General features: G+C 73.8%; 10 protein-coding genes. 7 read left to right on the top strand and 3 right to left on the bottom strand.

Features of this window, described 5'->3' with window-relative positions:
• Positions 1–118: 118 nt before the first annotated feature.
• The 3 genes from K330_RS0114140 to K330_RS0114130 all read left to right on the top strand — a co-directional run bounded on the left by K330_RS0114140 (position 119) and on the right by K330_RS0114130 (position 3,003).
• Positions 119–802 (top strand): 50S ribosomal protein L25/general stress protein Ctc, encoded by a 684-nt coding sequence (locus K330_RS0114140; RefSeq protein ID WP_022922473.1) that lies wholly within the window; start codon positions 119–121, stop codon positions 800–802.
• 144 nt (positions 803–946) lie between these two features.
• On the top strand, positions 947–1,543 hold the full coding sequence (gene pth, locus K330_RS0114135) for an aminoacyl-tRNA hydrolase (RefSeq protein ID WP_022922472.1): 597 nt from the start codon (positions 947–949) through the stop codon (positions 1,541–1,543).
• Between the two features lie 362 nt (positions 1,544–1,905).
• Positions 1,906–3,003: a 3-deoxy-7-phosphoheptulonate synthase gene (locus K330_RS0114130; protein ID WP_022922471.1), complete on the top strand. Its 1,098-nt coding sequence runs from the start codon at positions 1,906–1,908 to the stop codon at positions 3,001–3,003.
• A 66-nt stretch (positions 3,004–3,069) separates the two neighbouring features.
• Here the strand turns inward: K330_RS0114130 and K330_RS0114125 are convergent, their stop codons facing one another.
• On the bottom strand, positions 3,070–3,789 hold the full coding sequence (locus K330_RS0114125) for a PspA/IM30 family protein (protein ID WP_022922470.1): 720 nt from the start codon (positions 3,787–3,789) through the stop codon (positions 3,070–3,072).
• A gap of 136 nt (positions 3,790–3,925) precedes the next feature.
• The gene (locus K330_RS24560; protein ID WP_022922469.1) at positions 3,926–6,046 is read right to left on the bottom strand and encodes a TPM domain-containing protein; all 2,121 of its coding nucleotides are present in this window, start codon (positions 6,044–6,046) and stop codon (positions 3,926–3,928) included.
• Positions 6,047–6,227: 181 nt separating this feature from the next.
• On the opposite strand from K330_RS24560, the gene mfd reads away from it, so the two are divergent.
• The gene (gene mfd / locus K330_RS21425) at positions 6,228–9,866 is read left to right on the top strand and encodes a transcription-repair coupling factor (RefSeq protein WP_022922468.1); all 3,639 of its coding nucleotides are present in this window, start codon (positions 6,228–6,230) and stop codon (positions 9,864–9,866) included.
• Positions 9,867–9,972: 106 nt separating this feature from the next.
• Here mfd and K330_RS0114110 read toward each other — a convergent pair whose 3' ends face one another.
• Entirely contained in the window at positions 9,973–10,644 is a 672-nt protein-coding gene (locus K330_RS0114110) for an SDR family oxidoreductase (RefSeq protein ID WP_022922467.1), read from the bottom strand.
• A gap of 230 nt (positions 10,645–10,874) precedes the next feature.
• On the opposite strand from K330_RS0114110, the gene K330_RS0114105 reads away from it, so the two are divergent.
• The 3 genes from K330_RS0114105 to eno all read left to right on the top strand — a co-directional run bounded on the left by K330_RS0114105 (position 10,875) and on the right by eno (position 13,814).
• Entirely contained in the window at positions 10,875–11,441 is a 567-nt protein-coding gene (locus K330_RS0114105; protein ID WP_156875818.1) for a hypothetical protein, read from the top strand.
• Entirely contained in the window at positions 11,417–12,460 is a 1,044-nt protein-coding gene (locus tag K330_RS21420) for a nucleoside triphosphate pyrophosphohydrolase (RefSeq protein WP_022922465.1), read from the top strand. The genes K330_RS0114105 and K330_RS21420 overlap by 25 nt, the downstream gene beginning before the upstream one ends.
• Before the next feature lie 64 nt (positions 12,461–12,524).
• Complete coding sequence (gene eno, locus K330_RS0114095; protein WP_022922464.1) at positions 12,525–13,814, top strand: phosphopyruvate hydratase; 1,290 nt, start codon at positions 12,525–12,527, stop codon at positions 13,812–13,814.
• Positions 13,815–13,975 lie beyond the last annotated feature (161 nt).

The raw sequence follows: 13,975 nt of genomic DNA, 5'->3' as shown, positions 1-13,975 counted from the left end.
AAGCGTGTCGTGCCGCCCGCTCCCCGCGGGTGAGCCGTGACGCCTCCGCGATGACCCGTGCCGTGTCCCGCGTCGAGGCCCGACCCTGACCGATCCCGCGAAGCAAAGGCCCTGACGCATGTCCGACCAGACCACGATCCCCGCCGAGAAGCGCACCGAGTTCGGCAAGGGTGCGGCGCGCCGCATCCGCCGCGCCGACAAGGTGCCCGCCGTCCTCTACGGCCACGGCACCGACCCCGTGCACCTGAGCCTGCCGGGCCACGCCACGATGATGGCCCTGAAGATCCAGAACGCCGTCCTCACCCTGGACATCGAGGGCGAGACCCAGCTCGCCCTGGCCAAGGACGTGCAGCGCGACCCGATCAAGCGCTTCATCGAGCACGTCGACCTGGTCATCGTCCGCAAGGGCGAGAAGGTCACCGTCGACGTGGGCATCCACGTCGAGGGCGAGGCCGCGCCGGAGACCGTCGTGACCGTCGACCACGCGACCCTGACGGTCGAGGCCGAGGCCACCCACATCCCCGAGACCTTCACCGTCTCGGTCGAGGGCATGGAGGCCGGCACCCACATCACCGCCGGCCAGGTCGAGCTGCCCTCCGGCGTCACGCTGGTCACCGACCCCGAGGCCCTGGTCGTCAACGTCTCCCAGGCCGTCTCCGCGGAGGCCCTGGAGGCCGAGCTCGCCGAGGCCGAGGCCGAGGCCGGCATCGAGCAGGAGTCCGCCGAGGGCGACGAGGCCGCCGAGGGCGAGGCCTCCGAGGGCGCCGGCGAGGGCGACGACGAGGACAAGACCGAGGAGTGAGCCGCCGGGGCACCCGCCCCGCCTCCTCCCGCGCACCACGCGCACGCACGGCCACGTCGACCGCGACACCCCGCGGACGGCGTGGCCGTGCGGCTGTGCGCACCGCACACCCCACTCCCGCCCAGCACCCGAGGAGCACCTGACATGGACGCACCCTGGCTCGTGGTCGGCCTGGGCAACCCCGGGACGCGCTACGCCGGCAACCGGCACAACGTCGGGGCCATGGTGGTGGCAGAGCTGACGCGGCAGGCGTCCTCGACCCTGCGGCAGCACAAGAAAGCCCAGGCCTGGGCCGCCGAGGTGCGCCTGGGCACCGGCCCCGGCGGCGTGCCCGGGCCGAGGGCCGTCGTCGCCCAGCCCTCGACCTACATGAACGTCTCCGGGGGCCCGGTCGCCGGGCTGGCCGCCTTCTACAAGGTGCCGCTGGAGCAGGTCGTCGTCGTCCACGACGAGCTGGACATCGACTTCGGCACGGTCCGGCTCAAGCGCGGGGGCGGCGAGGGCGGCCACAACGGCCTGCGCTCGATCACCCAGTCGCTGGGCAGCAAGGACTACCTGCGGGTGCGCCTGGGCATCGGCCGACCGCCGGGCCGGCAGGACCCGGCCGACTACGTGCTCTCCGACTTCCCCGCGCGCGAGCGGGTCGACGTCGAGCTGCTGGTCGGGGACGGGGCGGACGCTGTGCTCGACCTCGTCCAGCACGGGCTGGAGGCCACGCAGCAGCGCTACCACTCGCGCTGACGCCGCAGGGAGCCGCCGGGAGCGCGCCACACGTCGGCGGGCCCGGGCGAGGTTGTGCACGGCATACCGCAGCGACAACGGTGGTGTGCCGTGCGCAACCTTGTCTGCCGGCGTGGGGCTCCGGGGCGGCATGGGCCGAGCGGGCGGGCCCGGGCGGGGTGCGCAGCGCTGCCGTGTATGGTGTGCGCCATGCTCAGCACGCGTCGTTATTGTGTCTTCGGGTCGGCTCCGGCCGGCGCGAGCACCTGACGCGCGCGCACCGGAGCCGACCCAGGGCGTGGACCGCATGGTCCGCGCCCTTCGCCATTCCTGGCGGGCGCTCCGGAGCGAGGGGCGACCGTCAGCCCCTTCCAGGAGGAGCCATGACCACCACCACGACCGCCGGCGCACCGGCGGCGACCCGGGCCGACAACACCGCCGACCTTCGGGTCCTGCGGATGGAGCCGCTGCCGACACCCCGCGAGGTGCGGGCCGAGCTGCCCCTGCCCCCCGGCTCCGCCGAGCTGGTGGCCCGGTCCCGGCGCGAGACGCAGCAGGTGCTGCGGGGCGAGGACGACCGGCTGCTCGTCGTGGTCGGGCCCTGCTCGGTCCACGACCCGGTGGCGGCCGTCGACTACGCGCACCGCCTCGCCGCCCAGGCCCGCCGGCTCGAGGACGACCTCCTGGTCGTGATGCGGGTCTACTTCGAGAAGCCCCGCACCACCACCGGGTGGAAGGGCCTCATCAACGACCCTCACCTGGACGGCTCCTACGACATACCCCGGGGTCTGCGGCTGGGCCGCCGCGTCCTCCTCGACGTGCTGGAGGCCGGCGTGCCCGCCGGCTGCGAGTTCCTCGAGACGACCACCCCGCAGTACCTCGCCGACACCGTCACCTACGGCGCCATCGGGGCGCGGACGGTCGAGTCGCAGGTGCACCGGCAGCTGGTGTCGGGGCTGTCCATGCCCGTGGGCCTGAAGAACGGCTCGGACGGGGACGTCCAGGTGGCCGTGGACGGGTGCGTCGCCTCCGCCGCCAACCAGACCTTCCTGGGGGTGGACTCCGAGGGGCGCGGGGCGCTGGTCGAGACGACCGGCAACCCGGACGCCCACGTCATCCTGCGCGGCGGGCGTGCGGCGCCCAACCACGACGTGCAGTCGGTCTCGGCGGCCGGTGCCCGGTTGGCCGCCGCAGGCCTGGACCGTCGTCTCGTCGTCGACGCCAGCCACGGCAACAGCCGCAAGGACCACGTGCGGCAGGCCGAGGTCGCCCGCGAGATCGGCGCGCAGGTCGCCGACGGCCAGGACCTCGTCGGGGGCGTCATGCTGGAGAGCTTCCTCGTGGCCGGCCGGCAGGAGCCGGCGCCCACGGGCCTGGTCTACGGCCGGTCGGTCACGGATGCGTGCATGGGCTGGGACACCACGGTGGACGTGCTCGAGGACCTGGCCGGGGCCGTGCGCCGCCGTCGCGCCCGGCGCTGAGGGCGACCGACGACGGGACCCCCGGCCGGCGGGTCGCCGTCCGGGGGTCCGTGGAGCCGGAGGTGCTCAGCCCTGCTGGTTCTTCAGCGCCTGCAGGCGGGCCTCGATCTCGGCGTTGGCGCCGCTGTCCTCCAGCTCGGCGAACTGGTCCTCCAGCGAGGCCGACTGCGCCTCGGCGCGACCCTGGACCAGCGCCTCCTGCTTGCGGATGCTGTCCTCCCAGCGTGCGATGTCGCTGGTGGGGTCCATGACGTCGATCGAGGCCATCGCGTCCTGCACCTTGCTCTGCGCCTCCACGCTGCGCGCCCGGGCGACGAGAGTGCTGCGGCGGCCCTTGAGGTCCTCCAGCTTGGTCTTCATCGTGACCAGCCCGTCCTTGAGCTGCTCGACCGTCGCGTTCTGCTGCTGGATCGCCGGCTCGGCGGTGCGGACGTCGTTCTCGTGCTGGATCTGGCGGCCGAGCGCGACCCGCGCCAGGTCGTCGAACCTGAACGCCCCGTCCGGGTCCCCCTTGCCCCGCATCTCCTCGGCCTTGGAGGACGCCGCGGCCGCCTTGCGTCCCCACTCCGCGGCCGCCTCACGGTCGGCCTGCAGGTCGGACTCCGCCATGCGCACGTTGGCGATGGTCTGGGCCACGGCCTCCTCCGCCTCGGCGATGCTGTTGGTGTAGTCCCGGATGAGCTGGTCCAGCATCTTCTCCGGGTCCTCGGCGCGGTCCAGCAGCGCGTTGATGTTGGCGCGTGCGAGCTGGCTCATGCGGCCGAGGATGCTCTGCTTCTGGGTCATGCTCGGTTTCCTTTCCTTGCCCGCCGCGGTCGGCGGTGGTCGAGTGATGGTCAGGTCAGGGGTATGGCGTGCAGGTCGCGTCGTCGGTCGTCGCGGGGGCGTGCACGCGGCGTCGTCGGTGGCTGGGTGGGGGACATCAGAACCGGCCGCCGCCGAAGTTGCCGCCCCCGCCGAAGCCGCCCCCGCCGAAGCTGCCGCCGCCGAAGCCGCCGCCTCCGCCGAAGCCGCCGCCTCCGCCGAAGCCGCCGCCTCCGCCGAAGCCGCCACCGCCGCCCCAGCCACCGGAGTGGTGGTGGCCACCTCCGCCGCCGCCGAGCAGGATGCCGCCGAGGATGACCGACAGCGGGTCGATGCCACCGGCCCGGCGGCCGCCGTAGCCGCCGCCGAAGCCCCCGGACCCGCCCCAGGAGTCCAGGTCGTTCTGCGCCTCGGTCAGGGCCTGCTCCCCGAGCTGCTCGGCCCGGGTCAGCAGCCCCATCGCGGTGCCCGGGTCGTCGGCGGCGACGCGCTGGGCCTCGTCGAAGACCCGCAGGGCCTCGGAGATGCGCGTGCGCGCCCCGCTGCTCACGGCGCCGCGGCGGGTCCGGATGGTGTCGTCGATGCTGCGCAGCCTGGCACCGACACGGGCCACCCGCTGGGTGAAGTTCTCGCGCATCCGGGTGGTGTGCTCCTCCGCGTCGCGCAGCGGCTCCAGGAGGGTGTCGAGGTCGTGCTCCGCGGCGTCCAGCTCGGCCAGCGCGCGCAGCGGGTCGCCGGAGGTGCGGGCCTGCTGGCCGTGCTCCACGGCGGCGCGGGCCCGGTCGGCGGCCCTGGCGATGACCGGCTCCTGCGGCGCGAGCCGGCGCACGTCGGCCAGGTCGGAGGTGATCGAGGCGATCCGCCTGCCCAGCTCCTCGGCGGAGCCCGCCAGCTCGGCGTCGGCCCGGGAGATCATGTCCAGCAGCGTCACCGCCTGCCCGATCGACTCCTCGGCGGCGCGGGCGGCGGCGACGGCCGAGGGCCGGTCCTCCCGTTCCAGGGACTGCCGGCCGGCGGTGATGAAGCCGTCGGCCGAGCGCAGGAGCTCCTCGGCCTGGGCGCGGTGGTCGCGCACCGTGGCCAGGGCCGGTGCCGGGTGGCGGGCGGCGAGGCCGCGCAGCTCCTGGTCGGCGACGGGCAGGCGCTGCTGCACCTCGCCCAGCCGGGTGGACAGCTCGGCGAGGAACTCCGGTGCGCGGTCCTGCAGCGCCCGCAGCGTCGCGAACTCCTGGGTGTGCTCGTCGAGGGTGCGTCGGGAGGTGCTGGTCAGCTCGATGATCCGGGCCAGCATCGTCCGCTCGACGTCCTCGGGCTCCTCGCGGTCGTCGTCGAGCTGCTGGCGCAGGGAGAACGCCTCCTTGGCGGCCGCGCGCGCCTGCTGCAGGACCCCGCGGAACTGGTCGGTGCGCTGGGTGCCGAACTGCGCCTCGGCGAAGGCCAGCTCCTCCTCGGCAGAGCGCACCGCGTTGTCCATGCCGACCAGCGCCTCGGAGGCCTGGCGCTGCAGGTCCTGCAGCGGCATCCCCTGAGCGGTCGGGGGGACGGGAGCTCCGGTCGCGGGCTTGCGCCCGCGCCGGCCCATCTTCGAGACCAGACCCGCGCCGGCGAAGAGCACCACCGGGGCGGCGAAGAGCAGGACCCCGAGGCCGCTGCCCAGGCCGCCGGAGGACCGCGGCTGGACGGGCCCGTCGTCCTGCGCCTCGCCCCCGTCGCTGCCCCCGGACCCGTACTCACGGGCGAAGCCCTCGACCGCGCCGGACACCGCCCCGGCCCAGTCGTCGTCGCTCAGCGCGGGCTCGATGTCCTCCAGCTGCACGGTGCGCAGCGCGGAGGCGGACAGGGTGCCGCCGATGTCGCCGACGCCGTACTGCCGGTCCTCCACCGCAACCGCCAGCAGCAGGTCGCCCGGGCCCATGCCCGACTCCTGCGAGGTCTGCTCGGCCCACCCGGGACCGTCGAGCTGACCGCCGGAGCCGTCGGTGAAGGTGTCGACGAAGACGACGAACAGCTGCAGGCCCGTGTCGTCGCGCAGCTCCTCCAGCTCGGCCCGGGCCTGCTCCTCCTCGGCGTCCGAGAGGGTGTCGGACAGGTCGTTGAGGGCCTCGGGCAGGTTGAGCGGGTCCTCGGCGAGGGCAGGGGACGTCCCGGGCCCGAGCACCGTCACCACGGCCAGCCAACCCGCCACGAGCGCGGTCCGCCACCATGAGCCGGTGCTGCTCCCACCTGCGCGGTTGGTCATCACGTCTGCGATCCTCCCTGACCTGAATGCTGCGGTCCACCGTAGGAGCGGCGGACCCTTCGCCAGCATGGCACGGTGCTTCGACCGCCGGGCGGCCGGATCCGTTCCGCCGCCCTAGACTTGACCCTCTGCCCGCTGTGCCGACCCGCCAGCCCTCGTCTGAGGCGAAGGACCACACCTGATGCACCTCTCACCCGTCGTCGACCTGCTCTGCGCCGACCCTGCCGCCGGCCGGGTCCTCCGGGCCGCCCGCGCGGGCGAGCCCGCCGTCGACGTCTCCCTCGCCGCGGGTGCCCACCCCGCCCTCGTCGCGGCGCTCGCCCGGGCCGACGAGACCCCCGTGCTGGCGGTCACCGCCACCGGGCGCGAGGCCGACGACCTCGTCTCCACCCTCGGCGAGCTGCTGGAGGAGGGACCGGCCGGGGTCGCCGGCTTCCCCAGCTGGGAGACCCTGCCGCACGAGCGGCTCAGCCCGCGCTCCGACACCGTCGGCCGGCGTCTGGCGACCCTGCGCCGCCTCGCCCACCCCGACACCGACGGGCACGACCCCTCCGCCGGTCCGGTCCGCGTCGTGGTGGCCTCCGTCCGCGCCCTGCTCCAGCCGATCGCCACGGGGCTGGGCGAGCTCGCGCCGGTCCGGCTCCGGCCCGGTGACGAGCGCCCGATGGCGGAGGTCGTCGACGCCCTCGTCGCGGCCGCGTACACCCGGACCGACATGGTGGAGCGCCGCGGCGAGTTCGCCGTGCGCGGCGGCATCCTCGACGTCTTCCCGCCGACCGAGGAGCACCCGGTCCGGGTGGAGTTCTGGGGGGACACCGTCGAGGAGGTGCGCTGGTTCAAGGTCGCCGACCAGCGCTCGCTGGAGCTCGTCGACGCCCAGCACGGGCTCTACGCCCCGCCCTGCCGGGAGCTGCTGCTCACCGAGAAGGTGCGTGAGCGCGCCCGCGAGCTCGTCGGCAGCCTTCCGGGGGCCGCGGACCTGCTCGCCAAGGTCGCCGAGGGCATCGGGGTCGAGGGTATGGAGTCGCTCACCCCGGTCCTCGCCGACGGTATGGAGACGCTCGTCGACGTGCTGCCCCGCGGCTCACGGGTCGTCGTGCTCGGGCCGGAGCGGGTCCGCACCCGCGCCCACGACCTGGTCGCGACCAGCGAGGAGTTCCTGCAGGCCAGCTGGGCGGCGGCCGCGACGGCCGAGGGGGCGGCGCCGATCGACCTGCAGCGCGCGCTCGGCACCGCGTCGTCCTGGTCGCTGGCGGACATGCGGGCGCACGCCCTCGGGTCCGGTCGGCCGTGGTGGTCGCTGACGGCCTTCCTCGCCGACGAGGAGCTGGCCGAGCTGGTCCAGGACGGTGCCGAGGACGACGACGCCCCGGCCTCGCTCGTGGTCCCGTCCCACCCCGTCGACGCCTACCGCGGCGACCGGGAGGCGATCTTCCGCGACCTGCGGGCCTGGCTCGGCACCGGTCGTCGGGTGCTCGTGAGCCTCGACGGGGCAGGTATGGCGCGTCGCGTCGCCGAGATCCTCGGCGAGAACGACATACCCCATCGCCTCGTGAGCCCGCTGGAGTCGCCGCAGGACCTGTCCGCCGACCTCGTGACGGTGACGACGGGCGCGGTCGGGCTCGGGTTCGTCCTCGAGGGCAGCGACTTCGTGCTGGTCGGCGAGAGCGACCTGACCGGGCAGGCGTCCACGACCGGTGGCTCCACCCGGGACATGCGCCGGATGCCCTCGCGCCGCCGCCAGCAGGTCGACCCGCTGGCCCTGCGTCCGGGCGACTACGTCGTGCACGAGCAGCACGGCGTCGGGCGCTTCGTGGAGATGGCCCAGCGGCAGGTGCAGGGCGCGACGCGGGAGTACGTCGTGCTGGAGTACGCCTCCTCCAAGCCTCGAGGACATGGCCAGCCGGACATGCTCTTTCTGCCGACCGACCAGCTGGACCAGCTGACCAAGTACGTCGGCGGGGAGGCGCCCACGCTCAACCGCCTCGGCGGCTCGGACTGGCAGAAGACCAAGAGCCGGGCGCGCAAGCACATCAAGCAGATCGCGGCCGAGCTCATCCGCCTCTACTCGGCGCGGATGGCCAGCCAGGGTCACGCCTTCGGCCCGGACAGCCCGTGGCAGCGCGAGCTGGAGGACGCCTTCGCGTTCACCGAGACCCCCGACCAGCTCTCCTCGATCGACGAGGTCAAGGCCGACATGGAGAAGCCGGTGCCGATGGACCGCCTGATCAGCGGCGACGTGGGCTACGGCAAGACCGAGATCGCGGTGCGGGCGGCCTTCAAGGCGATCCAGGACGGCAAGCAGGTCGCCGTGCTGGTGCCCACCACCCTGCTGGTGCAGCAGCACTACAACACCTTCTCCGAGCGCTACTCCCAGTTCCCCGTGACGGTGCGGGCGCTGTCCCGTTTCCAGGCGGAGAAGGACGCGAAGGCGACCATCGAGGGCCTGGCCGACGGGTCGGTCGACCTCGTCATCGGCACGCACCGGCTGCTCGGCTCCTCCGTGCGGTTCAAGGACCTGGGTCTGGTCATCATCGACGAGGAGCAGCGCTTCGGCGTCGAGCACAAGGAGCAGCTCAAGGCGCTGCGCACCAACGTCGACGTGCTGGCGATGTCGGCCACGCCGATCCCGCGGACGCTGGAGATGGCGGTGACCGGCATCCGGGAGATGTCGACGCTGGCCACGCCGCCGGAGGAGCGCCACCCCGTCCTGACCTTCGTCGGCGGCTACGACGAGAAGCAGATCGCCGCGGCCGTCCGCCGCGAGCTGCTGCGCGAGGGCCAGGTCTTCTACGTGCACAACAAGGTCAGCTCGATCGAGAAGGCCGCCTCACGGCTGCGCGAGCTGGTGCCCGAGGCGCGGATCCAGACGGCGCACGGCCAGATGGGCGAGCACCGTCTGGAGCAGGTGGTCGTCGACTTCTGGGAGCGCAAGTTCGACGTGCTCGTGTGCACCACCATCGTCGAGACCGGCCTGGACATCTCCAACGCCAACACGCTGATCGTCGAGCGGGCCGACACCTTCGGCCTGTCCCAGCTGCACCAGCTGCGCGGTCGGGTCGGCCGTGGCCGCGAGCGCGCCTACGCCTACTTCCTCTACCCGCCGGAGAAGCCGCTGACCGAGACCGCGGTCGACCGCCTGCAGACCATCGCCGCCAACACCGACCTGGGCTCGGGCATCGCCGTGGCGATGAAGGACCTGGAGATCCGCGGCGCCGGCAACCTGCTCGGCGGCGAGCAGTCCGGGCACATCGAGGGTGTCGGTTTCGACCTCTACGTGCGGATGGTGGGCGAGGCCGTCGCCAACTACAAGGGCGAGGGCCAGGAGGCGCCGGCCGAGGTCAAGATCGAGCTGCCCGTCGACGCCCACCTGCCGCACGACTACGTGCCGGGGGAACGGCTGCGCCTGGAGGCCTACCGCAAGCTGGCCCAGGTCAAGGACGAGGGCGAGCTGGAGGAGATCCGCGCCGAGCTCGTCGACCGCTACGGCGAGCCGCCCACGCCGGTGCAGACCCTGCTGGAGGTGGCGCGGTTGCGCACCGTGGCGCGTGCCGCGGGCGTCGCCGACATCGGCGTGCAGGGCAAGATGATCCGCCTGGCCCCGGTCGAGGGGCTGCGCGACAGCCAGCAGCTGCGGCTGAACCGTCTCTACCCGGGGGTCATCGTCAAGCCGGCCCTGCGCCAGATCCTGGTGCCCGCCCCGATGACCGCACGTGTCGGCGGCAAGCCGCTGCGCGACCAGGACATCCTCGAGTGGGCCTCCCAGCTGGTGCGGGCGGTCCTGCTCGACGACGTCGCGGCCGCCGCGAAGCAGGCCTGAGACGGCGGTCGTGCCGGGCTGAGTGCCTCGTGCGGGGGAAGCTTTCCCCGCACGAGGCAGCGTCTCGGGCGCGACGTGCCCGAGTCGTCGTGCGCCCGGCTCGCCGTCAGCGCTGGGTCGCGGCGACCGCGTCCAGCGCCTCGTCGATCGGGGTCGGCCCGTTGTTGAACTCGATGGTCCTGCCCCGCAGGTCGCTCCGGTCGACGACGGCCGCGATGACGCGGGCGACGTCGTCGCGGCTCACCTGGCCGCCCTCGACGCCTGACCCGGGCAGGTTGGCCTCGATCCGGCCCGTGGAGGCGTCCAGGGTGAGTCCGCTGGGGCCGAGGACGACCCAGTCCAGGGTGCTGGCCCGCAGGTGCTCGTCGGCGGCCGCCTTGGCCTCGGCGTAGGCGAAGAAGGCGTTGTCCTCCGGGACGCCGTGGTCCGGGCCGGCCCCGAAGTAGGAGACCATCACGAAGCGCTCGACGCCTGCGCGGACCGCGGCGTCGACCGTCCGGACCGCGGCGTCACGGTCGACGGAGTAGGTGCGCTCGGGGTCGCCGCCACCGGCGCCGGCGGACCAGACGACCAGGTCGTGGCCGGCCAGCAGGTCCGTGAGCGCGTCGGTGTCGAGCTGCTCCACGTCGGCCACGACGGGCAGCGCCCCGGTGCCCGCCACCTCCTCCGCGTGGTCCGGGTTGCGGATGATCGCGTCGACCTCGTGGCCGGCCTCCCGCAGCAGCGGGTGGAGCCTGAGGGCGACCTTGCCGTGTCCTCCGATGATGGCGATACGCATGACAGGGACAGCACGCCATACCTCCTGCGCATTCCCTCCGCGTGGCGTCCGTGCCGCCGACCCGCCCGCTGCCACCGACCTCCAGGGTTCACGTGCGCGCCGGGGGTCGGCGCGGCCGGGCGCGTCCCGACCCGCGAGGTATGCGGTGGCGCCGGGTCAGTGCACGCCAGGTGGTCTGGGGGTGACCCTGGAGGGTCTCGTCGCCCGGTGAGCGTGCGATGATGGCGCGCGTGAAGCGCTCGCGTGTGATCCCCGCCCTCGCCCTCACGGCCGTCCTCGCCCTCGCCGGCTGCTCCGGCGTCGGCTCCGACCTCGGCGTGGCCGTGGACGGCGAGGAGTACTCCGTGACCGAGCTGCAGGAAGCCACGACGCAGCTCAACGAGGTCGCCGCCAACCTCGAGCAGCCGCTGCAGACCTTCCAGGAGAGCAGCCCGCAGCAGGTCGTCACCGACCTCGCGGTGCTCCCGGTCCTCGAGCAGATCTTCACCGGCACCCCCGCGGAGGTGACCGACTCGCAGCTGGAGGAGTTCCTCGCCGGGGCCGGTGTGGCCGAGCCCGTGGAGGCGACCCTGGAGGCCGCCCGGTCGCGCCAGTACCAGGAGCGGCTCGGTGACATGACGCTCCTGCAGGACCCGGCGATGTCCGAGGTCGTCGAGCGCGCGCAGACCCTCCTGGCCACGCCCGACGCCCTGGCCGCCGTCGACGTCGAGGTCAACCCCCGCTACGGCTCGTGGGACATCGCCGGCGGCGGTGTCGTGCCCAGGATTCCTGAGTGGATCCGCAGCACCGAGCGCTGAGCCTGCTGCTGAGCAGCCCTCGGGTGGCCCCCGGGCTGCTCTCGGCGTCCGCCTGGGACGCCCTTCGCGCCGCCGACGAGGTCCTCGCGGCCGACCCGGACGCGGCGCAGCCGGCCGCGGTCGCCGCCTCGGGCGTCAGCGTCACCGCCGTCCCCGCCGGGCTGACCGGCTCGCCCCAGGCCCTCGCGCGCCACCTGCTCGCGCGCGCGGCCCGGGGACCGGTGGTGTGGGTCGGCTCGCCCGACGGCGACCCCGGGCTCGCCGAGGCCCTCGCGGTCGAGCTGCCCGACGAGGACGCCCCCGAGCTGGAGCTGCTCGTCGGCTCCTGGGACACACCGGGCGCCCGCCTCCTCGACGCCGTCGCCGTCATGGACCGGCTCCGCTCCCCGGGCGGCTGCCCGTGGGACGCCCGGCAGACCCACGAGAGCCTGACCCCGTACCTGGTGGAGGAGGCGCACGAGGCCGCCGAGGCGCTGGAGGTGCTGGACCGTCCCGACGCCGACCGTGACCACGCCGCCGAGGAGCTCGGCGACGTGCTGCTGCAGGTGCTCTTCCACGCACGGGTGGCCGCGGAGCACGAGGGTGACCCGTTCGACATCGACGACGTCGCGGCGGGGCTCGTGGAGAAGCTCGTGCGGCGCCACCCCCACGTCTTCGCCGACGTCGACGCGTCCACCCCCGAGGCGGTGGAGGCCAACTGGGAGCAGATCAAGGCTGCCGAGAAACCGCACCGGCAGGGCCCCCTGGACGGCATTCCTGCGGGTATGCCGGAGCTCGCCCGGGCGGCCAAGGTCGCCTCGCGGCTGCGGCGGGCCGGGCAGGCGGAGTGGCTGCGGGAGTGGGTGGACGCGCGGCTGGCCCGGCAGGACCCGGGCGCCCTGCTGCTGGACGCCGTGCTCGACCTGCACGACACGGGCAGCGACGCCGCCGCGGCGCTGCGCTCCACCCTGCGCGAGCTGGCGGTCGAGGCGCCCGGCGCGACGGTGCCCGGGGATGTCCCCGGCCCGGCCACCCAATAGGCTCGCAGGCATGGGTGGCCCCGTGCCGCCCGACCGACCGCTCGCCGACCCACGAAGGAGCACCATGGCCGCCATCGACGCCATCATCGCCCGCGAGATCCTCGACTCCCGGGGCAACCCGACCGTGGAGGTGGAGGTCGGTCTCGACGACGGCACCGTCGCCCGCGCCGCCGTGCCCTCCGGTGCCTCGACCGGAGCCTTCGAGGCCGTCGAGCGCCGCGACGGCGACGACAGCCGCTACCTCGGCAAGGGCGTCGAGGGTGCCGTGCAGGCCGTCATGGACGACCTCGAGCCGCGGCTGCTGGGCTTCGACGCCTCCGAGCAGCGCCTCGTCGACGCCGAGATGATCGCCGCGGACGGCACCGACAACAAGGGCGAGATCGGCGCCAACGCCATCCTGGGCGTCTCCCTCGCGGTCGCCAAGGCGGCGGCGGACTCGGCCGGTCTGCCGCTGTTCCGCTACGTCGGCGGCCCCAACGCGCACGTGCTTCCCGTGCCGATGATGAACATCCTCAACGGCGGCTCCCACGCCGACTCCAACGTCGACATCCAGGAGTTCATGATCGCCCCGATCGGCGCCGGCTCCTTCCGCGAGGCGCTGCGCTGGGGCACGGAGGTCTACCACGCGCTGAAGGCGGTGCTCAAGGAGCGCGGGCTGGCGACCGGCCTGGGCGACGAGGGCGGCTTCGCGCCCAACCTGGAGTCCAACCGCGCCGCGCTCGACCTGATCGTCGAGGCCATCGGCAAGGCGGGCTACACCGTCGGCTCCGACATCGCGCTGGCGCTGGACGTCGCGGCCTCGGAGTTCTACGACGAGCAGGGCGGCGGCACGTACTCGTTCGAGGGCGGCAGCAAGAGCGCCGACGAGATGATCGACTACTACGCCGAGCTCGTCGACGCCTACCCTCTCGTCTCCATCGAGGACCCGCTGAACGAGGACGACTGGGCGGGCTGGGTGAGGATCACCGAGCGCCTCGGCGACCAGGTCCAGCTCGTCGGCGACGACCTGTTCGTCACCAACCCCGAGCGCCTCCAGCGCGGCATCACCGACCGGGCCGGCAACGCCCTGCTGGTCAAGGTCAACCAGATCGGCTCCCTCACCGAGACCCTCGACGCGGTCGCGCTCGCCCAAGCCAACGGCTTCCGCTGCATGATGAGCCACCGCTCGGGGGAGACCGAGGACGTCACGATCGCCGACCTGGCGGTGGCGACCAACTGCGGCCAGATCAAGACCGGTGCCCCGGCCCGGTCCGAGCGCGTCGCCAAGTACAACCAGCTGCTGCGCATCGAGGAGGAGCTGGACGAGGCGGCGATCTACGCCGGTGCCGGCGCCTTCCCGCGCTTCCGCGCCTGAGCCGGCCGGTCGCACCACAGTGTGCCGAGTGGACCACTTTCGTCGACGATCCGCCCGGACCGGCGACAGAAGTGGTCCACTCGGCGCATCCGTCGGGCCGCGGACGAGCCGACCCGCCGCGTCCGGGCCGCCCGGCCAGCCTGACCGCCGCGACGCGGCGT

The organism is Ornithinimicrobium pekingense DSM 21552, from assembly GCF_000421185.1.
Classification (GTDB): Bacteria; Actinomycetota; Actinomycetes; order Actinomycetales; family Dermatophilaceae; genus Ornithinicoccus; species Ornithinicoccus pekingensis.
This window is presented reverse-complemented; position numbering and strand designations above follow the sequence as displayed.